The 22390-nt window shown below is 59.4% G+C and carries 22 protein-coding genes; 14 read left to right on the top strand and 8 right to left on the bottom strand.

Features of this window, described 5'->3' with window-relative positions; translation table 11 throughout:
- Nucleotides 1-27 precede the first annotated feature (27 nt).
- Genes recN through ligA form a run of 3 tightly spaced genes read left to right on the top strand, consistent with a single transcriptional unit; the run spans nucleotide 28 to nucleotide 4276 of the window.
- Nucleotides 28-1692 carry a DNA repair protein RecN gene (gene recN, locus AB731_RS08285; protein ID WP_047093512.1) on the top strand — a complete coding sequence of 555 codons (1665 nt, stop codon included), beginning with the start codon at nucleotides 28-30 and terminating at the stop codon, nucleotides 1690-1692.
- Complete coding sequence (locus tag AB731_RS08280) at nucleotides 1692-2213, top strand: hypothetical protein (protein ID WP_047093513.1); 522 nt, start codon at nucleotides 1692-1694, stop codon at nucleotides 2211-2213. The genes recN and AB731_RS08280 overlap by 1 nt, the downstream gene beginning before the upstream one ends.
- Entirely contained in the window at nucleotides 2213-4276 is a 2064-nt protein-coding gene (gene ligA / locus AB731_RS08275) for an NAD-dependent DNA ligase LigA (RefSeq protein ID WP_173425746.1), read from the top strand. The genes AB731_RS08280 and ligA overlap by 1 nt, the downstream gene beginning before the upstream one ends.
- Nucleotides 4277-4336: 60 nt before the next feature.
- Here ligA and AB731_RS08270 read toward each other — a convergent pair whose 3' ends face one another.
- The 5 genes from AB731_RS08270 to AB731_RS08250 form a co-directional block, all read right to left on the bottom strand.
- Nucleotides 4337-5008 carry an SDR family oxidoreductase gene (locus AB731_RS08270; RefSeq protein ID WP_047093514.1) on the bottom strand — a complete coding sequence of 224 codons (672 nt, stop codon included), beginning with the start codon at nucleotides 5006-5008 and terminating at the stop codon, nucleotides 4337-4339.
- Nucleotides 5009-5081: 73 nt separating this feature from the next.
- Nucleotides 5082-5795 (bottom strand): DUF2459 domain-containing protein, encoded by a 714-nt coding sequence (locus AB731_RS08265; protein ID WP_047093515.1) that lies wholly within the window; start codon nucleotides 5793-5795, stop codon nucleotides 5082-5084.
- Nucleotides 5792-6697, bottom strand: a complete 906-nt coding sequence (locus AB731_RS08260; protein ID WP_047093516.1) for a 50S ribosomal protein L11 methyltransferase — start codon at nucleotides 6695-6697, stop codon at nucleotides 5792-5794. Before AB731_RS08260 ends, AB731_RS08265 begins: the two co-directional genes overlap by 4 nt.
- The gene (locus AB731_RS08255; RefSeq protein WP_162199469.1) at nucleotides 6694-7542 is read right to left on the bottom strand and encodes an MBL fold metallo-hydrolase; all 849 of its coding nucleotides are present in this window, start codon (nucleotides 7540-7542) and stop codon (nucleotides 6694-6696) included. The genes AB731_RS08260 and AB731_RS08255 overlap by 4 nt, the downstream gene beginning before the upstream one ends.
- An 82-nt stretch (nucleotides 7543-7624) precedes the next feature.
- On the bottom strand, nucleotides 7625-8350 hold the full coding sequence (locus AB731_RS08250; RefSeq protein ID WP_047093518.1) for an SDR family NAD(P)-dependent oxidoreductase: 726 nt from the start codon (nucleotides 8348-8350) through the stop codon (nucleotides 7625-7627).
- Nucleotides 8351-8495: 145 nt separating this feature from the next.
- Here AB731_RS08250 and sdhC point away from each other — a divergent pair, with 145 nt between their 5' ends.
- The 11 genes from sdhC to AB731_RS08195 all read left to right on the top strand — a co-directional run bounded on the left by sdhC (nucleotide 8496) and on the right by AB731_RS08195 (nucleotide 19681).
- Complete coding sequence (gene sdhC, locus AB731_RS08245; RefSeq protein ID WP_047093519.1) at nucleotides 8496-8876, top strand: succinate dehydrogenase, cytochrome b556 subunit; 381 nt, start codon at nucleotides 8496-8498, stop codon at nucleotides 8874-8876.
- Nucleotides 8877-8884: 8 nt separating this feature from the next.
- Nucleotides 8885-9274 (top strand): succinate dehydrogenase, hydrophobic membrane anchor protein, encoded by a 390-nt coding sequence (sdhD, locus tag AB731_RS08240; RefSeq protein WP_047093520.1) that lies wholly within the window; start codon nucleotides 8885-8887, stop codon nucleotides 9272-9274.
- Entirely contained in the window at nucleotides 9274-11118 is a 1845-nt protein-coding gene (gene sdhA, locus AB731_RS08235; RefSeq protein ID WP_047093521.1) for a succinate dehydrogenase flavoprotein subunit, read from the top strand. Before sdhD ends, sdhA begins: the two co-directional genes overlap by 1 nt.
- Before the next feature lie 59 nt (nucleotides 11119-11177).
- Nucleotides 11178-11480 (top strand): hypothetical protein, encoded by a 303-nt coding sequence (locus AB731_RS08230; RefSeq protein ID WP_156167412.1) that lies wholly within the window; start codon nucleotides 11178-11180, stop codon nucleotides 11478-11480.
- Between the two features lie 151 nt (nucleotides 11481-11631).
- The gene (locus AB731_RS08225; RefSeq protein ID WP_047093523.1) at nucleotides 11632-12246 is read left to right on the top strand and encodes a LysE family translocator; all 615 of its coding nucleotides are present in this window, start codon (nucleotides 11632-11634) and stop codon (nucleotides 12244-12246) included.
- A gap of 42 nt (nucleotides 12247-12288) precedes the next feature.
- Nucleotides 12289-13620, top strand: coding sequence for a M20/M25/M40 family metallo-hydrolase (locus AB731_RS08220; protein ID WP_231638885.1), 1332 nt, complete (start codon nucleotides 12289-12291; stop codon nucleotides 13618-13620).
- A gap of 79 nt (nucleotides 13621-13699) precedes the next feature.
- A complete protein-coding gene (locus tag AB731_RS08215; protein WP_047093524.1) occupies nucleotides 13700-14095 on the top strand; it encodes a hypothetical protein in 396 nt (131 codons plus the stop codon).
- 6 nt (nucleotides 14096-14101) lie between these two features.
- Nucleotides 14102-15550: an O-antigen ligase family protein gene (locus AB731_RS08210; protein WP_047093525.1), complete on the top strand. Its 1449-nt coding sequence runs from the start codon at nucleotides 14102-14104 to the stop codon at nucleotides 15548-15550.
- A gap of 46 nt (nucleotides 15551-15596) precedes the next feature.
- Nucleotides 15597-16319, top strand: a complete 723-nt coding sequence (locus AB731_RS08205) for a polysaccharide biosynthesis/export family protein (protein ID WP_047093526.1) — start codon at nucleotides 15597-15599, stop codon at nucleotides 16317-16319.
- Nucleotides 16320-16324: 5 nt separating this feature from the next.
- Entirely contained in the window at nucleotides 16325-18544 is a 2220-nt protein-coding gene (locus AB731_RS08200; RefSeq protein WP_052768984.1) for a GumC family protein, read from the top strand.
- A gap of 3 nt (nucleotides 18545-18547) precedes the next feature.
- On the top strand, nucleotides 18548-19681 hold the full coding sequence (locus AB731_RS08195) for a hypothetical protein (RefSeq protein WP_047093527.1): 1134 nt from the start codon (nucleotides 18548-18550) through the stop codon (nucleotides 19679-19681).
- 15 nt (nucleotides 19682-19696) lie between these two features.
- Here the strand turns inward: AB731_RS08195 and AB731_RS08190 are convergent, their stop codons facing one another.
- Genes AB731_RS08190 through AB731_RS08180 form a run of 3 tightly spaced genes read right to left on the bottom strand, consistent with a single transcriptional unit; the run spans nucleotide 19697 to nucleotide 22387 of the window.
- Nucleotides 19697-20521, bottom strand: a complete 825-nt coding sequence (locus AB731_RS08190) for a sulfotransferase family protein (protein WP_047093528.1) — start codon at nucleotides 20519-20521, stop codon at nucleotides 19697-19699.
- Nucleotides 20522-20544: 23 nt separating this feature from the next.
- The gene (locus AB731_RS08185; RefSeq protein WP_047093529.1) at nucleotides 20545-21774 is read right to left on the bottom strand and encodes a glycosyltransferase family 4 protein; all 1230 of its coding nucleotides are present in this window, start codon (nucleotides 21772-21774) and stop codon (nucleotides 20545-20547) included.
- Nucleotide 21775: 1 nt separating this feature from the next.
- Nucleotides 21776-22387, bottom strand: a complete 612-nt coding sequence (locus tag AB731_RS08180) for an acyltransferase (protein ID WP_052768985.1) — start codon at nucleotides 22385-22387, stop codon at nucleotides 21776-21778.
- Between the last annotated feature and the right edge of the window lie 3 nt (nucleotides 22388-22390).

Raw genomic sequence — 22390 nt, 5'->3', positions numbered from 1 at the left:
AGCCGTATTGCTTGCGGCCAAACCATTATGCTGACCACTCTTGCCATCCGGAACATCGTGCTGATCGAAGCGCTGGACCTGAATTTCAGGCCAGGGCTTGGCGTGCTGACAGGCGAAACGGGCGCGGGCAAATCTATCTTGCTGGATGCTTTGGGTCTGGTGCTGGGCGCGCGGGCAGAAACTTCGCTGGTGCGCAGCGGAGAAGATCAGGCCAGCGCCACCGCCACATTCGAATTCGATTCCTTTCCGCCTGCCATCAGCAATGCTCTGGGCGAGGCTGAAGTCGAGATCGAGCCGGGCGAGCCGCTGATCGTGCGGCGACGGCTGAAGGCTGATGGCGGATCGAAGGCGTTCATAAATGATCAGCCGGTCAGCGTGGCCTTGCTGCGCCAGCTGGCAGGTGCGCTGGTGGAATTGCACGGCCAGCATGATGATCGCGGCCTTGTGAACCCGCGCGGCCACAGGCTCCTGCTGGACCGTTTCGCCGGAGCCGACGCGGCGCGCGTATCATCCGCTTGGGAAAAATGGCACGGCGCGCGCGCCCAGCTGGAATCTGCGCGGGCAGGCATTGAACAGGCGCGGGCGGATCAGGATTTGCTGCTGGCGTATCTTGCCGAACTGACAGCGATTGCGCCTGAAGTGGGCGAGGAGGAGAATCTCGCAACATCCCGCTCCGACATGCAGAAGGGCGAGAAATTGCAGGGTGATCTGGACGATTTGCGTTCCGTTTGGGATGGCAGCAAGTCGCCGCTTGCCCAATTGCGCAGCGCGGCGCGCAAGCTGGACCGGATCGCGCCCGAGCACGCGCTCTTGGCAGAGGCTTTGGCGAGCCTCGACCGCGCCATTATTGACGCGGATGAAGCAGAGGTAAAGCTGAACGCGGCAGCCCTCGCGCTCACCCACGATCCCGAACAGCTTGACGACATTGAAACGCGCCTGTTTGAACTGCGCGCGCAGGCCCGCAAGCACAATTGCCAGGTCGATGACCTGCCGCGTGTGATGAACGAGATGCGCGAAAAGCTTGATGCCATTGAGCAGGGCGATGCCAATCTGGCGGAATTGATCAAGGCGGAGGCGGCGGCGGGCGAGGCTTATCGCAAGGCGGCTGAGGCTCTCCATGCAGCGCGTGTGAAAGCGGGCGTGAAGCTTGATAGAGCGGTGGCAGGAGAGCTTGCGCCGCTTAAACTGGACGCGGCGCGGTTCCAGACTTCGATTATGAAGCTGCCCGAGGATCGCTGGGGGCCAAGCGGTATGGACGCGGTGGAATTCCTGATTTCCACCAATCCGGGCGCAGATTTTGCGCCTCTGAACAAGATCGCATCGGGGGGCGAACTTTCCCGCTTTATCCTCGCGCTGAAAGTGGCTTTGGCGGAGCAGGGCGGGGCGGCAACAGTGATCTTCGACGAAATCGACCGCGGCGTGGGCGGGGCAGTGGCCTCTGCCATCGGTGAACGCCTGGCGAGGCTGGCAAGCGGCGGGCAATTGCTGGCGGTGACGCACAGTCCCCAAGTCGCCGCGCGTGGAAACACGCATTACATGATCGCGAAATCGTCAAAGGGGACGGTGACGAAGACCTCCGTTGCGCGGCTTGATGCCGAAGGGCGCAAGGAAGAAATCGCGCGAATGCTGAGCGGGGCGGAAGTTACACCCGAGGCGAGAGCGCAGGCGGATCGTTTGCTGGAGGGGGTTTGATGGAGCTTGGTCCAGCGGAGATTTCGCTAAATGACGATCACCTAGCGATGATCGGTCGTGCAACCGCGTTAGAGGCCCAAGCTAAGAATTTTCTGACCCTCTCGTTGAAGAGGCTTCGAAACTCTAATCACACTGAGTGGATCGCTTCGGATAAGAAGCAATTCAAACAAATTGTGACTGATATTTCAGCGGCAGTCGAGGACATGCCAAAGCTCAAAGAAGCCTTTAGCTGCATCTTTGCGAGCCACGAGAGGTGGCGGGACAAGAGAAATCTTGTTGTCCACGCTACATGGGCCTGTCGACCAGACGGCAAGCCTGTCGCTTATTGTTATCGTCGGTCACTGAGGGCCGACGAAAACGATGTTGTAAATGCTATGAATGATTGTTGGTGGCTCGCGAAACAGTGCCGCGAATTCGCTCAACAAATCGGCGAAGCGGTCTTGTCTGGTGAATTAGAGAAGTGCCGGGAAGGCGACGGCAGGGTGCACATCAAACTCGAAAATGGTTCGGTCACTTTCTGATGGTTGATCAAATCACCGAAGCCGAAGCCGCCAATGAGCTGATGCGTCTCGCCAAGGCGATTGCGCTGCACAACAAACTCTACCACGTCGAAGATTCGCCCGAGATTTCGGACGCGGAATATGACGCGCTGATCCGCCGCAATGCGGAGCTGGAGGAGCAATTCCCGCATCTGGCGCGCGAGGATTCGCCGTCCAGGCAAGTCGGCCATGACATTGCCGCATCGCCGCTTTCGAAGGTGACGCATGAGGTGCGGATGCTCAGCCTCGACAATGCTTTTTCCGATGAGGAGGTCGCCGATTTCGTCGCGCGGGTAAAGCGGTTCCTGTCGCTCGCTGACGACGAGATGGTGGCCTTTACAGCAGAGGACAAGATTGACGGCCTGTCCTGCTCGCTGCGTTATGAAGGTGGCAAACTGGTTCTCGCCGCCACCCGCGGAGACGGGCAGGTGGGTGAAAACGTCACTCCGAACGTCGCGCATATTGCAGACATTCCGCAGCAATTGAGCGGTGAGAACGTACCAGACGTGTTCGAAGTGCGCGGCGAAGTCTATATGGATAAACAGGCGTTTACCGCACTCAATGCTGCACAAGAGGCAGCCGGCGGGAAGCTGTTTGCCAACCCTCGCAATGCTGCCGCCGGGTCACTTCGCCAGAAGGATGCCAACGTCACGGCGCAGCGTCCGCTGGGCTTCTGGGCGCATGGCTGGGGTGCAGCATCGCAGGTGCCGGGAGAAACGCAGCACGAAGTTATGCGCGCGATTGAAAGCTGGGGCTTTCCGGTCAGCGATCTATTTACCGTTGCACAAAGCACCGAAGAAATGCTTGCCCATTACCGCAGCATAGAAAGGGCGCGGGCGGACCTCGGCTACGATATTGACGGCGTGGTTTACAAAGTGGACCGGCTCGATTGGCAGAAGCGATTGGGCTTTGTCGCCAAGGCTCCGCGCTGGGCGATGGCGCACAAGTTTCCGGCAGAACAGGCGCAGACGACGCTGGAAGCGATCGACATCCAGATTGGCCGCACCGGCAAGCTGACACCTGTCGGGCGGCTGAAGCCTGTGACCGTCGGCGGCGTCACCGTGACAAATGTCACTCTCCACAATCGCGACGAAATCGCGCGGCTTGGCGTGCGTCCGGGAGACCGCGTCGTGGTGCAGCGCGCAGGCGATGTGATCCCGCAGGTTGCGGAAAATTTGACTCGCGACGAGGATCGGCCCGCGTTCGACTTCCCCGATCACTGTCCCGAATGCGGCAGCGAGGCCGTGGCGGCAGAAGGCGAAGTCGATGTGCGTTGCACGGGCGGGCTCATTTGTCCGGCGCAGAGGACCGAACGGCTCAAGCATTTCGTCAGCCGTGGCGCGCTCGATATCGAGGGGCTGGGCGAGAAGACCATCGACCAGTTCTTTGCCCTTGGCTGGCTGGAAAGCCCGGCGGATATTTTCCGCCTGAAAGATCGCCGCGATGCCATCCTGGCGCTTGAAGGCTGGCAGGACAAGTCTGTCGATAACCTGTTGGCATCTGTGGAAAACAAGCGCCAACCTGATGCTGCACGGCTGCTGTTCGGCCTTGGTATCCGCCATATCGGCGCGGTGACGGCGCGCGATCTGCTAAAGCATTTTCATGAGCTTCCTGCCGTGCGAAGTCTGGCCGAGAAGGTCCGCGCAGGCGATGAGGAGGCGCTGGCAGAACTCACCGATATCGACGGCATCGGCCCTGCCGTGGTCGAAGCCCTGGGTGACTTCTTTCACGAAGACCACAATGTTGCTGTTTGGGAAGATCTGCTCTCCGAAGTCTCTCCGCCGCGATACGTCGTTGAACGCGTGGAAAGCCCTGTTGCGGGCAAGACCGTGGTGTTCACCGGAAAGCTCGAAACCATGAGCCGGGATGAGGCCAAGGCGCAGGCCGAGCGGCTTGGCGCCAAGGCCTCCGGTTCAGTCAGCGCAAAGACCGATCTGCTGATCGCCGGGCCCGGAGCTGGCAGCAAGCTGAAAAAGGCCGAGACCCTCGGCATAGAGGTAATCGACGAAGCAGGCTGGGCCGCTATTGTGGCAGCTGCCGGATAATTCCGGACAGGGGCGAGAGCGGGCAGGCGGCGCGGGTGATGCGCGCCGCCTGCTCCGCCATCAGTCGTTTGGCATAAGGTGAATTTCGCGGATACCAGAGGAACCGCGTTGGCTGAGCGCAAATACAACCGCGTCGGCCACATCATCGGGTTGCAGCTTTGTGGGCTTGCCTTCATCGAAGAATGGTGTGTCGACCATGCCCGGCGAGATCACTGTGCAGCGGCCCTGCCATTCGCGCATTTCCTCTGCAAGATTGCCTGCAAAGCCATGCACGAACCACTTGCTGGCGCTGTAGATTGAGCCTTTGAAATGCTCGCGTCCGGCCTTGGAGCCGGTGACGATGAAGTGGCCCTTTGTCTTCTTCAAATGCGGCAGCGTGGCGTGCGCGGTGTAGAGCACGGCCAGGATATTGATGTGGATCATGTCATGCCATTCGTCCGGATCGCCGTTTTCGACACCGGGCGATTTCACGCCCGTTCCGGCGTTGGCGAAGGCACCGTCCAGCGCGCCGAATTTTGCAACCGTCTGGTTGACCGCATCCACCAGCGCGCTGCGGTCGGTGACGTCGCAGGGGATCGCGAGGGCGGTATCGCCAATTTCGGCAGCCAATTCGTTCAATTTGTCAGCTGACCGGGCGAGGAGGGCGACGTTCCAGCCTGCGGCGGAAGCGGCGCGGGCAGTGGCAGCTCCGATGCCGGAGGAGGCGCCGGTGATGAGGAGGGTCTTGATCATTATACTATTCTCTCTGGAAAATGTCTGGTTGCAAAGAGAATGGGCGGGGCGCGCGGCAGTTCCGCAATCGAGTCTAGCTTCCGGCCTGGCCCCCTGGCTCCGGTATCCATTTCATTACGCCGCCCGCCAGCGGGGTCCACAGCCCCATCGGAATGCCTGCTTCGGCCAGTTGGTCACCCACCCAGGTGTTGCAGGTGTTGATCATCGTGTAGCTGCCGAGCGCCCTGTAATAAGTATCGTCGACATAGGTGCCGTGAAATTCCTCTCGAATCTGTTCCGGCGACAGATCGGGTACGGCGGTTTCGATGGCAGCAACAAGTTCTGCATATTGATCGCGGGTAATCCGCAAAGGCCGGTGGTGTTCGCTGGGCGCAGGCCGCACGTAATGGCTCACCCGCAGCAATGCATCCCCTCCGACCGTCGCAATGCGCAGGGCTGTGCCTGGCTTCAGATCACCCCAGGTGGGGACATGAAGGAACACCTCCCGCTCTCCGTATCCAATGGCAATATGGGTCGGCATTGTTCCAGAAGGAACCGCGCGGGCGGCGCTTGGGAAAATTTCCCGCCAGTCCTTCTGGTCGCTGACAATCGGGACGATAATGGAGGTGTGCGCGCCATTGGTTTCGACCATGATATCCACCCCGTCTTCAGGCGGGGTCCAACCGCTGTTTTGCGGGATTGTGCTGCCCACCCATGCCGCCACCAGATACCCGATGACGACCAGCGCGAGCAGAGCCAAAACCGCCCCGATTACCCGCCGAAGTGCCGGAATGCTCTTGTACTTCATCCGGTGAATCTATGTTTCAACCACAGGATTGACCAGTCGCCAGAGGATAGGCGGCGGTGCAGGCGAAAGCCCCTGCGGCGATAGGCGCTGCGCACTGCGGCTTCCTGCCGGGTGAGGAGGCCTGACAGAACGATATGGCCGCGCGGGGCAACAGCTTGGCTAAAGTCTTCTGCCATCTCGATCAGCGGACCGGCCAGAATATTGGCAATCAGCAGATCGAACGGCGCGGCGGACTGCAGCAGCGGATGGTTCATGCCGTCTGCAATCACCATGGTGACTTCGGAATGGCCAGTGCCGAGACGCACGTTGTTGCGCCGGGCATTGTCCAGAACGGCAGGTTCACAAACCGGATCATTGTCCGACGCTGTAACAACGGCATAGGGCCACAATTCCAACGCCGCGAAGGCCAGCAGTCCGGTGCCCGTGCCGATATCGGCAACATGGCGCGGATTGACACCCTGCCGCCGCATCGCATCCAGCATGATCAGGCAGCCGGCAGTGGTTTCATGATGACCGGTGCCAAACGCCTGCGCGGCCGGAATGCAAAAATTGCGCACACCGCGGTCCTTGCTGGGCGAGTGATCAGGCGTGTGCACATGGAAACGGCCAGCGCGGATCGGTTCAACTCCGCGTTGGCTGACGCTGACCCAATCGGTTTCCGGTATTTCTTCAGCTACAAGGCGAGGCGGCTTGCCTTCAAATAGCGAGCGCACGGCTTTGCGGTCACTTTCAGTGGGCTTGTTTTCAAGATAGGCGTCAAGCTGCCAGCAGTCCGGTTCATCCGGATCGACTTCGAAACCGGCCAGCACGATATGTTCGTCCCAACCGATATTCTCGTCGCGCCGGTACAACGCCTCTTCTATGTGCGCTTTCGAAGCGATTGCGGACAATTTCCAATTCATTGTGAGGCGTCCTGTGCTTCGTTTGCCAGTCGGATTTCCAGCCGTTCAAGCCGGTCTGCCGCATAGGCAGCGCAATCCATGCCGGAGGTCAGATCGCCTTCCAGCAGCTTGCCCCGCATACTGCTGGCGGAGGGGTGGGGAGTAAGCAGGATATCGCAATCAAGCGCAGCCAGTTCAGCGAGGCCGTCGCGATAGGCCTGCACATATCCCGGGTGATCGGAAAAGCGATAAATGTCTCCGCTGACCGGGCTGAGGCTGTCAGCGTAAACAATGGTCAGGCACTCGCCATTGTCGCAGCTTTCCCATTGCCATGTCAGCGCGCCAGGCGTGTGGCCAGGAGTGGCGAGCGGCGTGAAGCGGGTGCCGTGCAGATCGATTGACTGGCCGGGCGTAAGCGCGGTGATCAACGAAGCTTCCACGGCCTGCATGGGAGGTTGCACTCCGTTTTGCGGATCAAGCGGATCAAGGCTGCCGCTTTCGATGACCCGCGCCGCAACAGGAGAAGTGATCACCCGCGCGCCGGTATTTTGCATGACCCACCACACGCCGCCGACATGATCGAAGTGTTCGTGACTGGTCAGCACGGTAGTAACATTTTCCGGTCGCAGGCCCAGCAAGCGGATATTCTCGAGTACGATAATGGATCCATTGCGGGTACCGGTATCTATCAGCACATGGCCATCCGGCCCTGCCACAAGCAGCGCCGTTATGCCGCATGTGCCAACATGATAGGTATTGCCGTGAACCCGGAAGGGTGATGCGCGTTTTTCCCATTCGTCCCAGTCTTCGCAAGCGCCGGTCCATTCGCTGGCCGGAGGGGCGAGCTGTCGTGCAGCTGCGACCACAGAGGCGGAAGAAGGCGGGGCGGGCGGTTGCGGCGCAACGCATGCGGTAACCGCGGTTCCAACTGCTGCCAATGCGGCCAGCCTAACGGACAAAGCTGGCACCGTTTGCGTCAATTACCGCCCCTGTCATGCTGGCCGGAGCATCAAGTGCGCAGAACACAGCGATATCCGCAATCTCTTCCGGTTCTGCCACACGGCCCAGCGGGATGTCGGCCAACAAGCCATCGCCGCCCCGGCTTTCGAGATAATCGCCTGCCATCGCTGTATCGGTAAAGCCGGGAGTGATGGCGTAACTGAAGATATTGTCGCGCGCATATCCACGGGCAATTGTCTTGTGCATTGCCACCATACCGCCCTTGGCTGCGGCATAGTGCCAATGCGCCGGGGAATCGCCGCGATAGGCGGCGCGGCTGGCGATGTGGATAATCCGCCCGCCTCGACCCTTGTCTTGCTCTGCGCGGTCCTGCCAATGGCGGATGGCAAAGCGACTGAGCTGCGCGGCGCTCGTCAAGTTGATCCGCATGGTATCTTCCCAGCGATCGAGCCATTCAATGTCACTGGCATGCAGCGGACTTTGTTCGAACAGCCCGGCATTGTTCACCAGCACATCTATTTTTCCATTCAGCCGCTCCAGAGCTTCCTGCCACAGCATTTGTGCGGCGGGAGGATCGCAGAAATCTGCGGCAATGGTGCGTGCATCAATCGCCTTGGTGGCGTGGCCGATCACATTGCAGCCGCGTTCCGTCAGCTGATCCGCGATTGCTTGTCCGATGCCTCGGCTGCTGCCTGTCACAAGTATGTTCGTCATGGCAACGCATCATAGCGGCGCATCGCGAGTGGTGGAAGAGCAGTGCGCAAGCCGCAGAAAAGAACGGCATACGGACGAAGGTGCGCTTGTCTCACGCGTATCATCCGCTAAGTGGGAGCCATATTCGCATCCAACGGGACACATCATGGCAGAACGCCCCCTTTCGCCGCATCTTTCTATCTGGAAATGGGGACCGCATATGGCGGTTTCGATCCTCCACCGTGTTACAGGGGACGGCATGGCAATTGTCGGCCTGTTCATGCTGCTCTGGTGGTTGGGCGCTTTGGCAAGCGGTCCTGAATATTATGCCCACTTCTCGGATTGGATGGGCTCGCCATTCGGCTATGTCATCATGATCGGTCTGACCTGGGCTTTCTTCAATCATGCGGCATCGGGCATCCGTCACTTCGTGATGGATGCAGGTGCCGGATTTGAACTCGACACCAACCGCAATTGGTCCTGGATTTCGATGGTCGGCGCAGTCGTGCTGACCGCCGCCGTCTGGGCCTACATTTTGCTGCGTTAGGACTTACAATGGGTAACGGAACTTCCATCGGCCGCGTGCGCGGTCTCGGTTCGGCTCACGAAGGGCCGCATCACTGGCTGGTGCAACGCTTCACCGCCGTCGGTAATCTGGTGACGGTGCTGTTTCTCATCATCTCGCTGGTGATGCTGCCGGACCTCAGCCATTCAACGGTATCGGGCTGGATTTCAGAGCCGATCCCCGCCTTCATGATGGCATTGCTGGTCGTCACGACATTCTGGCACGCGCGGCTCGGGCTGCAGGTGCTGATAGAGGATTACGTGCATGAAGCCGGCAGCAAGTTCGCCGCTATTCTCGTCCTCAACCTTTTGACCTTCGCAGGGGCAGGCTTTGGCCTCTTCTGCATCGCCCGCCTTGCCTTTGGCGGAGGAGCTGCCTGATGGCCCGTACGGAAACTTTTGAAATCAACGGACGCGCATACCCGATCACCGACCACACATATGATGTGGTGGTTGTGGGTGCAGGCGGTTCCGGCCTGCGGGCCACGATGGGCGCTGCCGAAGCCGGCTTGAAAACGGCGAATATCTCCAAGGTGTTCCCCACACGCTCCCACACAGTGGCAGCGCAGGGCGGCATCGCGGCGAGCCTGGGCAACAACACGCCTGATCACTGGTCCTGGCACATGTATGACACCGTGAAAGGTGCAGACTGGCTGGGCGACCAGGACGCGATCGAATATCTGGCGCGTGAAGCTCCGCAGGCCGTGTATGAGCTGGAGCATGCAGGCGTTCCGTTTTCTCGCAATGAAGACGGCACGATCTACCAGCGCCCCTTCGGCGGCCACATGCAGAACATGGGTGACGGCCCGCCCGTGCAGCGCACCTGCGCCGCGGCTGACCGTACCGGCCACGCCATGCTTCACGCACTGTATCAGCAGAGCCTGAAGTATGCCGCAGACTTCTTCATTGAATATTTCGCAATCGATCTGATCATGTCGGGCGAGGGGCCTAACCGCCGCTGTGTTGGCGTGATCGCCATGTGCCTTGACGATGGCACGATCCACCGCTTCCGCGCCCACGGCGTTGTGCTGGCGACAGGTGGTTATGGCCGCTGCTATTTCACTGCCACCAGCGCTCACACATGCACCGGCGACGGCGGCGGCATGGTGCTGCGCGCAGGCCTGCCATTGCAGGATATGGAATTCGTGCAGTTCCACCCCACCGGCATTTACGGCGCGGGCGTTCTCATTACCGAGGGCGCGCGGGGCGAGGGCGGATACCTCACCAATTCCGAAGGCGAGCGGTTCATGGAACGCTATGCTCCCTCCGCAAAGGATCTAGCGAGCCGCGATGTTGTCTCCCGTTCGATGGCGCTGGAAATGCGCGAAGGGCGCGGCGTGGGCGAAAACGGTGATCACATTCACCTCCACCTCGACCATATCGACCCCGCCGTTCTGGCAGAGCGTCTGCCCGGCATCACCGAAAGCGGCAAGATTTTCGCCGGCGTCGACCTGACCCGCCAGCCGCTGCCGGTAACACCAACCGTGCATTACAACATGGGCGGCATTCCGTGTAACTATCACGGCGAAGTCGTCACGATCGGCCCGGACGGCAATCCCGATACCGTGGTCCCCGGCCTGTTTGCCGTTGGCGAAGCGGCCTGTGTGTCCGTCCACGGCGCAAACCGCCTTGGCTCCAACTCGCTGATCGATCTTGTGGTGTTTGGCCGGGCAACCGGCTTCCGTTTGAACGAGCTTATCAAGGCCGGCACCGCGCATGATGAATTGCCGGGCGACTCGGCTGATCTTGCGCTGACCCGTCTCGACCATTTCCGCTTTGCCGATGGCGGTTCAACCACGGCGGAACTGCGCAAGGAAATGCAGCAAACGATGCAGGCCCACGCCGCCGTGTTCCGTGACAGCGAGCTCATGAGCGAAGGCGTTCGCCAGCTGACTGCCACGAACAAGCGCATGGCGGACGTGAAGGTCCACGATCAATCCCTGATCTGGAACAGCGACCTCATCGAAACGATGGAACTCGACAATCTGATGGCGCAGGCTGTGGTGACGATGGCCTCCGCGGAAAACCGCAAGGAATCACGCGGCGCCCATGCCCACGAAGATTTCCCCGATCGCAACGACAAAGAGTGGATGAAGCACACCGCCGCATGGTTCGAAGGCTGGGGCGGCTCTGACGGAACGGTGAAGATCGATTACCGCCCGGTGCATGAGTACACGCTGACCGATGATGCGGAGTACATCGAGCCGAAAAAGCGGGTTTATTGATGGGGTCGGACGACGAAAAAATTGCGGTTGTAACAAAGACCTGCGTCAATGTTCTTTCGATGAATTCAGAACTTTTTGTGAAGAAGGGCATTTTTGGAACGCCAAAGCCAACTGATCAACAAATAGGCTGGACGGCGGGATTTTGCGACGCAGCCACGCAATCACTTGGGTTAGATGATGCTGGAGTTTTTGCCATCATGGCCGTGTCGTTTGAGGCTGCATTCGGAAAAGCAGGTCAGAAGACTCTAACTAGGTGGCTGCGCGACCAGTCATCTTTTGAGAGCGGCATGATACAAGGAGGCAACGCATATTTGGATTGGATGAGCGGCGGCCAAAATCCAATCATGCCACTTACAAATTAAAGCCTTTGCGACATTAAGCGATTTTGAGTTTTCGTCGTTGTTCAAATTTCCCTTGGGTGATCGAGTCAACCCCCAAGGTATCCCATGTGCAGAGCCCGAGAGAACCATCATTCCCACTGTGAAAGCGCGCATATAGCGGAAACCCAACCCCATCCTCTCTACCCTAACCCTGTCCTTCGCGCTGACGGCCTTCCTGATCGAGCTCACTCCCGGCCCGAACATGGTCTGGCTGGCGCTCCTCAGCGCGCGGCAGGGCAGGCGCGCTGGTTTTGCGGCAACGCTCGGCATTGCGCTCGGCCTCGGCTTGCTCGCGCTGGCGGCAGTGTTCGGGCTGGCGCAATTGGTGGCAGAGTATCCGCTGCTGTATCAGGGCATCTGTCTTACCGGAGTTGCATTCATGGTCTGGCTGGCGTGGGATGCCTGGCGTGATCCTGCCGATCAGGCATCATGGGCCAACTCCGTGCAGCAGACGAGCCGCCTGGCCTTTTTGCGCGGTTTGCTGATCAATGTCCTCAACGCCAAGGCGGCGATGTTTTTCCTGACGGTGCTGCCCAATTTCATCGATCCGCAGCGCGCGATCACTCAGCAATATCTGCTTTTGACCGGCATTTATCTGTCGATCGCGACAGCAATCCACGTGATCCTCGTGCTTGGTGGAAACCGGTTGGGCCGGTTGGTCATCAAACAGGCACACAGCACTGCTGTCAGGGCAGTATCCGCATTGGCCTTGCTTGGAGTGGCAGCCTGGATGTTGGCGAAACTTTAGTAGCAATTGGCAGGGCGCGCTTGCTGGGCTAATCATTGCGGCATGATCATGCACCATATGCGCGGCCCGGCCGCATTTGTCCTTTCCGCCCTTGTTCTCTCCGCCCCTGCTGCAGCTCAGCTTGCGCCGCCTGAGCAAGCCATCACTTCCGCCGTGGAAGCGGGCTTCGAGGATGATGTCGCATTGCTTGAAGCGATGGTGAATATCAATTCCGGCACGCACAACCACGAAGGCGTGCGCGCGGTTGCGGACTTGCTCATCCCTGAATTCGAGGCGCTCGGTTTCACCACCGAATTTATCGACCAGAGCCACGTCGATCGCGCAGGCCATCTGTTCGCCCGGCATGAGGGCAATCCCGGTGCGACGCGCATCCTGATGATTGGCCACATCGACACGGTGTTCGAGCCGACATCGCCCTTCCAGACGTTCATCCGCGACGGCGATACCGCCATCGGCCCCGGCGTGAATGACAACAAGGGCGGGATCATCGTGATCCTCTCTGCGCTTCGCGCCATGCAGGCGGCAGGCACTCTGGACAGCGCCAATATCGTTGTCGCGCTGACCGGGGACGAGGAGGATGCCGGCTATCCTATCGAGCAATCGCGCGAGCATTTGATCCGAACGGGCCAATGGGCTGATGTTGCGCTGGGGTTTGAAGGGCTGGCGGTGATGGAGGAGCGCGATATGGGCGTTGTTGCGCGGCGTTCCTCAAACAACTGGACGCTGAATACCACCGGCCAAAGCGGTCACTCCTCACGCATTTTCACCGACGGCGCGGGCTATGGCGCGATATATGAAATGACGCGCATTCTGGATGCCTTCCGCCGCGAATTGCCGGAGGAAAACCTTACCTATAATGTCGGCTTCATGGCGGGCGGCACACCGGCCGAGATGGGCGAGGACAATCTTTCCGCCACCACCATAGGCAAGACCAATATCATACCGGACAGCGCCGTTGCGCGCGGTGATTTGCGCACGATTTCGCAGGAGCAGACAGAGCGTGTTGCTGCCGCCATGCAGGTGATTGTCGATAACAATCTGACCGGCACCGATGCGCAGATCAGCTTCAACTTCCGCTACCCGCCAATGTCGCCCACGGATGCCAACCGCGCACTGCTGGCGCGGCTCAATGTGATCAATGCCGATATGGGGCTGGAGCAAATGGCAGAGTTTCCGCCAGCGCTTCGCGGGGCTGCCGATATCAGCTTTGTAGCGCCCTACACAGACGGGCTGGCGGGAATGGGGCCGAACGGCAGCGGCGCCCATGCAGAGGGCGAAAGCGTCGATCTTGCCAGCTTTATCCGACAGGCCCAGCGCGCAGCAATCCTGATGACGCGCTTGGCAGCAGAAGATTACCCGCGCCAGGAGCATTGAACATCGCGCGTTCAGCAAGCTGGGCACATGGACCGCGTGTACAATTCAACCGGCAGGCCGGGAAAGGCACGAATTTCAGATGATGCGCTTAGTCTGGTTTCTGGCGATAGCAGCGACCTTATGGTTCGCGTTTATCCCGCCCAGTTGGGGCGGTTTGGGCGGGGCCGGGTATCACGGGGTTGCATTTGTTGTGCTTGGAGTGCTGACGCCGGCAGCCTTTCCGAAATTGCGCCTTGTTACAATCTGGACCGCGCTGGTCATGCTTGGCGGCGGAATTGAGTTGGCGCAGGGCACAACAAGCCTGCATCGCCACGGCGAATGGAGTGATTTCGTAACGGATGTTATCGCGGCCACAGTCGGAGTTGTCTATTACCGTATCTGGCTCTACCTCCGCGGCGTAATGGCGCCCGGTGAATCGGCTGTCGAGGAAGAAGGCGATTCGGCCCAGCGCGGCCGCGTCGATGGAAAGCATTAGGGAATAATGGCCAGCTCACGCAAGAAATCGGCGCGCCAGCGCGCGGTGCCGCTGTCCGGCAACGTGTTTGCTGACATGAGCCGCGCATTCTGGGGATTTGCCGCTTTTGCCAGCTTCGTGGCGCTGCTTGGCGGCGCGTCGCGCTATGATGTCGAAAGCTTGCCGGTCCTTCGCGTGGTCAGTGTGCTGGTGCTGGCATTTGCCGCCTGGAAGATGCCAGCGGACCGGCTGCGCGCGGTCAAATGGCCTATGGTTCTGCTTGGCCTTCTGGCCGCTACGATGGTGATGCAGCTGATCAAGCTTCCGCCCTCGATCTGGCAGGATCTTGCCGGACGCGACATCATCTACCGTATCGGCGTTGCAGCCGGGATGGAGGATATATGGCGGCCGATTACCTTCTCGCCAGCAGCCACCTGGAACTCGCTGGCTTCGCTTGCCGTGCCTGCAGCCGCCCTTGCGCTGCTGGCCTGGATGGACAGGGCTGAACGGCGCCAGACGTTATGGGTATTTGTAAGCATCGGAGCGTTCAGCGCATTTTTGGGTGTGGTCCAGCTGGCACTGCCTTCGGCTGACAATCTCTATTTCTACGATATTACCAACAATGGTTCTGCGGTTGGTTTGTTTGCCAATCGCAATCACAATGCGATTTTCTGCGGGATTGCACTGCTTGCCGCGATTGACCGTCTGCAGGAAGAATGGGGCGGCAGCGACTGGCCGTTTCGCATCGGTGGTGCATCGATTGCGGCATTGCTGGTCATAGGGATTCTGGTGAACGCTTCTCGCGCCGGCCTGCTGGTATTGGTGCTGGTGTTTGCACTGACATCGATCCGCCAGTTTATCATGCTGCGCAGTGGCGATGGCTATGGCAAGGGCAGCGTGGCGCTGCGCCTGCTTTATGCCGTTCTGCCGGTTGCAGGTGCGGCAATCCTGGCTGCCATGCTGTTTGCGCAGAACCGCCTGACGGGGCTCACGCGCCTTGTCGAACAGGATCCGTTGGGAGAGCAGCGGACGCAGTTGCTGCCCTATTTCTGGCAGATGTTGCAGGATTACATGCCATGGGGCGCAGGCTTCGGCGCCTTCGAGCAGGCCTATCGCACCATCGAGCCGGCAGAGACGCTGGGGCCGCGCTATCTCAACCAGGCGCATAACGACTGGATCCAGTTCTTTATCGAAGGCGGTGCCTTTGCCGCGGTGATTTTGGTTCTGTTCGCGGTGCTGATATTGCGCGCAGCGGTGAAAATGGTGCGGTCCGGCAGTAGCGGCACTGCCGGCCGGCGGCAGACCTTGCTGGCCCTGATGCTGCTGGCGCTTTTTGCTGCTGGCAGCCTTGTCGACTATCCGCTTCGTACACCGCTGGCGATGATCTTTGCGGTTTATTGTCTCGCGACGGTACTACGTCCTGTTTCGGGGACGGATGATGCCTTACAGGTTGCGCATTCGCAGCCAAAGTCATAGGCCTTTTCGCTTCCGCGAATTCAAAATTGTTGCTGAGGGTAACGCATTGTTCAACTTACGGAAATTCGCTGTTCTGCTGGTTCTGCCGCTGCTTGCTGCATGTGCTTCTCCGCCGCCGATGGGCGGAGCGCCTGGCGTCTCGATAGCCGATTACTCGACCATGCCCACGCCTGGCGAGGGTGATTTCCTGCCCGACGTGCAGGACAATCTGCTGCGTCCGCTTGATGTCCTCCAGATCGACGTTTTCAGCGTTCCTGAACTGACCCGCGAAGTACAGGTCGGAGCAACGGGTTCGATTGATTTCCCGCTTATCGGCACTGTCCAGGCAGCCGGCCGCAGTCCGGAAGAGCTTTCGCTTGAAATCGAATCGCGCCTGCGTGGCACCTATGTGCTGGAACCCGATGTTTCGACGCGCATAACCGAACGCAGCCAGCGATTGTTTACTATTGGCGGAGAGGTCTCCAATCCGGGCCGCTATCCCATCGTCGCACCTATTACGCTGATGGAAGCTGTCGCGATCGGCGGGGGCATGGATGAATATGCCGACAAGGATGAAGTGCTGGTGTTCCGCACGGTGGGCGAAGAGCGTTATATCGGCGTTTACAACGTCGAGGGCATCCAGCGCGGCAATTACGCCGACCCTGTAATCTACCCCAGCGATATCGTGATCGTTGGTGATTCACCGGGACGCCGCCGTCTGGAAAGCATTCTGTCGCTGACAACAGCGATCGCTACGCCTCTTGTTCTGCTTGAGCGGGTGATAAGGTAACAACGATGGCAAACAATCGCATCCAGCCCATAGTGCAGGACACATCCGACATGCGCGAAGGCATGAACCCCAGCATGCAGACCCTTTCGATGGGACCAATGATCGAACAGGTCATGCAGGCAGTGCGGAACAATCGCTGGCTTATTGTGGCGATCGTGGCTGCAAGCCTGATCATAGGCATCGTCGCCACGCTGCTGGAAACCACGCTGTACCGGGCAAGTTCCAGGCTCGAAATCAGCCGGGTGGATAATTCGGTTGTCGGTGTTGAAGGCGTGACCGTTGATGAACGGATGCGTGACCAGCAATATTATGAGACGCAGTATCAGATATTGCGGGCCCGTTCCCTGGCCGAGCGTGTAGTGCGCGAGATGAATCTTGCCCAGGATGAACGATTCATTGAAGCCTTTGGTCTGACGGGCCTTCCTGAAAACAACCCGGAACGTCAGCTTACTGCGGTTTTGTTGGCCAATCTCGACATCACGCCGGTGGAACGGTCTTCGCTGGTGGATATCAGCTTCATCAGTCCTGATCCGCTGGTGTCGATGCAGGTCGCCAATGCCTGGGCGGAAGAATACATCTCCTCCAACCTGGATCGCCGCTTCGGCGCCACGGTCGAGGCACGCCAGTTCCTTGAAGAACGGCTGAGTGAATTGCGCGTCAGGCTGGAAGAGGCGGAGCGCGAATTGATCCAGTATGGTGCGGCCAACAATCTCTTCACGATCCAGTCGCCCAGTGACGGCGGCAGCGGTGAAACAGCATCCCAGACGATGGTTGCGAGCGATTTGCAGGCCCTCAATGCCGCATTGGCGCAGGCCACAGCGGACCGTATCGCGGCACAAAGTACGTTAACCGCGCCCGGCGCGTCTCTTGATGAGCAAGACCTCGGCGTATTGGCGGCATTGCGCGGGCAGAGGGCAACGCTGGTGACCCAGCGTGCTGAATTGCGCACCCGCTTTGCCGATCAATATCCACCCATCGAAGCGCTTTCCGCGCAAATCGCGCAGCTCGACAGTGAAATCGTCCGCGAGCAGCGGCGTGCGGAAGGCAGCGTTAGCGACCGCTATACGCAGGCCCTGTCGCGGGAACGGCAACTGCAGACGCGCGTGAATGAATTGCGCGCGGAATTCCAGGATCAGCGCGGGCGGAGCGTCCAGTATAATATACTCCAGCGCGAAGTGGACACAAACCGCGAGCTGTATAACGGCTTGCTACAGCGTTACCGCGAAATCGGCGTCGCCGATGTAGGCGAGAACAACGTCACCATCGTGGATACCGCCCGCATGCCGGGTGGGCCATGGTCGCCCAGCCTGTCGCAGAACGTGCTACTTTCGCTGTTCATCGGCCTGCTTGCTGCATCGGGTGTCGTGTTCCTGCGTGAACAACTCAACCAGAGCCTGCGCGATCCTCGCGAAGTTTCGGAGCGGCTCGGCCTGCCGGTTGTCGCCAGCATCCCGAAAAGCGAGGAAGACGATCTGGTTCAGGAAATCAACACGCCATATACCGGCGTTTACGAGGCATATTTCAGTGCGCTCAGCTCTGCTGCTGCACTGAATAAGGGGATCCTGCCGAAATCGATCATGATCACCAGCTCTCGTCCCGGCGAAGGAAAAAGTTCCAGCGCAATCGCACTGGCTTCCATCGCCGCGAGGCAGGAAAAGCGGGTCTTGCTTGTTGATGCTGATATCCGCAACTCCGTGCTACGAACCTACCTGTCGCTTGAATCCAGTATGGGCCTCTCCCAGGTGCTGCGCGGGGAAGCGTCATGGCACGATGTTCTCCTCAAAGCGCCCGATATGGACAATTTCGATATCATCGCTGCTGGCCGCAACAGCGCGTCTGCGGCAGAACTGCTGTCCGGCTCGCGCTTTTCGACCCTGCTCGACGAGGTCGAAAAGGAATATGATCTGGTGATCATCGATGGCCCGCCAGTGCTTGGCCTTGCCGATGCACCCTTGATCGCCGGCCTGGTGAATGCCGTCCTGCTTGCGATCGAAGCAAATGCGGGCAAATGGCGCTTCGTCGAAAATGCTCTTGCGCGGCTCGAGCAGAGCCATGCCAATGTTCTCGGCGTGATTGTGACGAAGCTGGACGAACGCAATTCATCTTATGGCTATGGTTATGGCTATGGTTATGGATACGGATACGGCCGCAAGGATGGTGACGAAGATGGTGCTGAAGGTGAGCAGGGCGGGGTTCCTGCCGTCGCCCGGCCAGCAGAAGGTTAAGCCATGCGGTTCGCGCGCGTTATCCTGGCGCTCGGTATTGCGGCGCTGGCGCCGATAGTCGGCCTGCAGTCACTGGCGAATGCCAATCTTGCGATCCCGCCGGCACAGCACTGGAATGGCTTCCAGACCGCCAAATTCGCGCTGGCCCGGCTGGAAGCGGGAGAGGTCGTGGACGGCGAAGTGCCGCAATTCAGCATTCGTGAGCCCGGTCCCGATTTGGCGCGGATGGCGTTCGCTTCGGAACCGTTGGCGAGCGATGCGCTGTTCGTGCTTGCAGTAGAAGCGCAGGAACAGCGCGGTGAAGAGGCAGCGCGAGAAATCGTCCAGCTTGCCGGGCAGCTTGAACAGCGCAATCGGTACGTCGGAATCTTGCGTATGCAGAATGCGCTGGCCGACGAGAATATCGACGATGCCTTTGCGGTGCTGGACCAGTTCGCGCTGGTCAACCCTGACATGGCGGGGCCGCTGGTGACCGCGATGACGCCGCTTCTTGCTGAACCTGTGACGCTTTCCAGTATGGCAGAGGCACTTTCCAGAGACCCTGTATGGGCCGAGGATTTCTGGATCTTCGCTCCGCGCAATCCTGAAACTGTCGCGGGCCTCATAGAGCTTCGCAGCCGTGTCGATACGGGCACCAGTGCCGAGAGCGACGAGCTGCTGATGGCGGCCGCCGTACAGCAAAACCGGCACGCGGATGCCCTTGCCATGTGGGATAGGCTGGCAGGCGAAAGCGCCAGCAGGCTCGCCTACATTCCCGACGAATCCTACGCGCCGATCGGGTGGGATTTTGAGAAAACGGGCCGGAAATCGGTCAATGTGACGGGATCGGGCGGCTACCGGATTTTTGTCGCCGGGAATTCCGACGGGGCTATCGGACAGCAGTTGGTTCGTCTTGAGCCTGGTCAATATGTGCTTGAAATACAGGGCGATGATGCTGTGATTGCGCGGCTGCGAAGCGCGCTGCGATGTGCCAACAGTGATGCCAACCCGCAATGGCAGCAAGGGGCGGAAGAAACGCGCTTTACCGTTGCTGCGGGTTGCACGATCCATTGGCTGATGCTGGGTGCTGACACTTTTGAACAGCGCAACCCGATAGAGGGCATGTTGAGCCGGATCGATTTCCGCCGCGCTGATTGATCATCCCGGTTCAGTCTAGCGAGCGGGGCTGTATGCCCCGGGATCATAGCCTAGGCGTTCCATCAGCGGACCGGCGATCTGCTGCAAATACGACACGTCATCATCCGTACTGGCGACATGCCAATTCGGCGCGGGGAAGCGTTTGGCGTCGGCAATGATTGCTGTCGATGAAGGGGCAAGCGACAGCAGCCGGTTCAGCCGCTGGCGATTTATGGAGCTGGGCTTTTTGGGCAGAAACGGCTCCCGCATATCCGGCGTGCGCCCGATATGCGCGCCGATCGCCGCCAATGTCGCGTGCGGATCGCTTGTCAGTTCACGAAAGCCAAAAGGCATTATGCCGGGCACAGCCAGCCAGCTTTCTACATGGCGCACCCACCATTCCAGCATTGTATCTCTACCGTTCCAATGTGGACGGCGCAGAAATGCGCCAAGCGTTATGTCAGCAACATCGGCGTGGTCGGGTGACAGGAATTGTTTGTAGGACACCATGACTTCGCGCGGGTCGCGGTGAACATACAGCACATGCGCACCGGCCACGGCTTCCCGCCATTTGCCAGCCAGCTTGCCGGTTTCCTCTGCCACCCACGTTTCTGACAAATCGGCGAGATAGTGGGTCTTCATCAGCGGATTGGGTACTGCCGAAAGGATTTTCCCCGCCAGTTCATCAGAGAACGGGCGAAACTCCGATGTTAGCCGCTCGATGTTCAGATAAAGGTGGTCCAGCGGCCTGCCGAACATGCGCTGCGATCGCGCCGTCGGAAACTGCCGGCGCAGTGTATCAAGCACAAGATGCGTGCCGGAGCGCGGATGCGACGCGACCATGATCGGTTTGCTGTTCATGTGGTTGCTTTCGCGCGGCGCACTCAGGTGACATCCATGATGATTTTGCGGGAAAGATAACGGATCAGCAGCTTGTCCGGCGCCAAGATCGACTTGCGCCTGCCCGGGCTGGCTGCGTGGTCAATCGCAAGGCGCGATGCCTTGTGCAAGCCGCGGACAAACCGCTCCGGTCCCCAATCATCCATAATGGCGGCGCTACGCTTTCCCCATTGCCGCCGTTGCTGGGCGGACAAATCCGCGAGAGTGGCGATGGCATTTTCTATCTCGTCCGGTTCTGCCGGATCAAACAGAACACCGTTTGCGCCATCTTCCACCAACTGCGCTGCACCCGCGCTTCGCGATACGGCAAGCGGCAGGCCGCTTGCACCAGCTTCGGATATGACCAGCCCCCACTGTTCATGCAGTGCCGGATGAATAAACGCCTCTGCCAGACCGTAAATTGCCGGCAAGTCATCATAGGCGCGGTAGCCTAGAAGATGAACCTTGTTGGCGATGCCAAGCTTGCTGATAAGCGCTTCGAGCAATTCACGTTGCTCTCCGTCACCCAGAATACACAAATCGGGGCAATCGCTTTGCGATGCGGCGACACGGGAATAGGCTTCGATAAGAGCAGGCAGATTTTTCTTAACGATAAAACGGCTGCTTGCGAGGAAATAGGGCCCTTCCGGCAAGTTGTTCGATGTGCGCAGCGCCGCTGCATTGTTGCGGGCTGCCAAGGCACCGCAGGCGAAGTGGGCGTTGTCTATCACATCATATCCGCGGGTTATCCGGTCTTCGTTCATGCCCAGCGTCGAGAGATATTCGCGGTGCGCATCGCCAGCCACAAAGCCTGCATCGCAGTACCGGATTATGCGGGCCTTGATGGCTTCACGCCAAGTGTTGCGCGCTGCATCGGTAGCCTGGCTGTCAGACATCATCACCACAGCAGCGTTGTTGCGATAGGCCCACCTGAGGCCCGCAAAGCTTTCCGCACAGGCCCAGCCGGGCAGGGCGACGACATCCGGTTTGACTGTGTCCAGCGTATTGCTGACATCGGCCTCTGCCCGGCCTTCCCGAACTGCGGCAGCATAGCTTGCCTTGTTGTCGTAAAGCCGGTGGACTTCATAATCAGTATTCGACGTGGAAACGAAGCCTTCGAAGGTGCCCTCGTTCGCAAGAGAGATCACCGCAAAATCGGCTGCCGACGCCGTTAGGGCGGCAAAGCGGGCATGGTGGTAATTGCCAATTTGCCGGGTCAGGACTGCTATCCGCATCTCAGGACTCTTGGGCGGAGTGCGGTGTCGGCAAATGGCCTTCGTCTTCAGGGTTCAGGTATTTCTTGATCTTGGCAGGAGCACCAGCAATCAGCACTCCATCGGGAAATTCGCCGCGCACCACGCTGTTCGCCCCGACAATGCAATTCCGGCCGATTTTTGTGCCGGGCCCAAGATAGCTATTGCGGCCTATCCAGCTGAAATCGCCGATCTCGACCGGAGCGACGGTAAAGCCCTGGTCGCGCACGCCAATCCCGGGAACATGGATGTGTTCCTGATCGCGGATGGAGACATATTCTGCAATCGCCACGCGTTTTCCGATGGTTATACGTTCCGACGCGACCAGCACGCTGCCGCGGTTGATGGACGATCCGTCACCAAGCACGATCGTCGCATTGCGTCCCGGAGCAAGCAGCAGGTGTTCCCCCAAGACGCAATCCCGGCCAAGCTCTATACGGCAAGGCAGGTGGCTGAATTGGATCGGCCCGTAAAACCGCGTGCCGACCGGGGCAGGGCGATGCCAAATGAATACGCGCAGATTATACCACGTCCAGCGCAGCGCCATGATGAGCTTTTGCAGCACAATCGAAAGTGCTCGGAGAAGAAAAGACATGCA

This window comes from Aurantiacibacter marinus (genome assembly GCF_001021555.1).
In the GTDB taxonomy this organism is placed as follows: Bacteria; Pseudomonadota; Alphaproteobacteria; order Sphingomonadales; family Sphingomonadaceae; genus Alteraurantiacibacter; species Alteraurantiacibacter marinus.
This window is presented reverse-complemented; position numbering and strand designations above follow the sequence as displayed.

Bases quoted from the DNA above. Each gene is read 5' to 3' on its own strand.
- AB731_RS08265 (WP_047093515.1), bottom strand. From the start codon at position 5,795: ATGAAGTACAAGAGCATTCCGGCACTTCGGCGGGTAATCGGGGCGGTT.
- AB731_RS08230 (WP_156167412.1), top strand. From the start codon at position 11,178: ATGAATTCAGAACTTTTTGTGAAGAAGGGCATTTTTGGAACGCCAAAG.
- sdhD (WP_047093520.1), top strand. From the start codon at position 8,885: ATGGGTAACGGAACTTCCATCGGCCGCGTGCGCGGTCTCGGTTCGGCT.
- AB731_RS08250 (WP_047093518.1), bottom strand. From the start codon at position 8,350: ATGACGAACATACTTGTGACAGGCAGCAGCCGAGGCATCGGACAAGCA.
- AB731_RS08210 (WP_047093525.1), top strand. From the start codon at position 14,102: ATGGCCAGCTCACGCAAGAAATCGGCGCGCCAGCGCGCGGTGCCGCTG.
- AB731_RS08190 (WP_047093528.1), bottom strand. From the start codon at position 20,521: ATGAACAGCAAACCGATCATGGTCGCGTCGCATCCGCGCTCCGGCACG.
- AB731_RS08185 (WP_047093529.1), bottom strand. From the start codon at position 21,774: ATGCGGATAGCAGTCCTGACCCGGCAAATTGGCAATTACCACCATGCC.
- AB731_RS08215 (WP_047093524.1), top strand. From the start codon at position 13,700: ATGATGCGCTTAGTCTGGTTTCTGGCGATAGCAGCGACCTTATGGTTC.
- sdhC (WP_047093519.1), top strand. From the start codon at position 8,496: ATGGCAGAACGCCCCCTTTCGCCGCATCTTTCTATCTGGAAATGGGGA.
- AB731_RS08280 (WP_047093513.1), top strand. From the start codon at position 1,692: ATGGAGCTTGGTCCAGCGGAGATTTCGCTAAATGACGATCACCTAGCG.
- recN (WP_047093512.1), top strand. From the start codon at position 28: ATGCTGACCACTCTTGCCATCCGGAACATCGTGCTGATCGAAGCGCTG.
- ligA (WP_173425746.1), top strand. From the start codon at position 2,213: ATGGTTGATCAAATCACCGAAGCCGAAGCCGCCAATGAGCTGATGCGT.
- sdhA (WP_047093521.1), top strand. From the start codon at position 9,274: ATGGCCCGTACGGAAACTTTTGAAATCAACGGACGCGCATACCCGATC.
- AB731_RS08220 (WP_231638885.1), top strand. From the start codon at position 12,289: ATGATCATGCACCATATGCGCGGCCCGGCCGCATTTGTCCTTTCCGCC.
- AB731_RS08180 (WP_052768985.1), bottom strand. From the start codon at position 22,387: ATGTCTTTTCTTCTCCGAGCACTTTCGATTGTGCTGCAAAAGCTCATC.
- AB731_RS08260 (WP_047093516.1), bottom strand. From the start codon at position 6,697: ATGAATTGGAAATTGTCCGCAATCGCTTCGAAAGCGCACATAGAAGAG.
- AB731_RS08195 (WP_047093527.1), top strand. From the start codon at position 18,548: ATGCGGTTCGCGCGCGTTATCCTGGCGCTCGGTATTGCGGCGCTGGCG.
- AB731_RS08200 (WP_052768984.1), top strand. From the start codon at position 16,325: ATGGCAAACAATCGCATCCAGCCCATAGTGCAGGACACATCCGACATG.
- AB731_RS08270 (WP_047093514.1), bottom strand. From the start codon at position 5,008: ATGATCAAGACCCTCCTCATCACCGGCGCCTCCTCCGGCATCGGAGCT.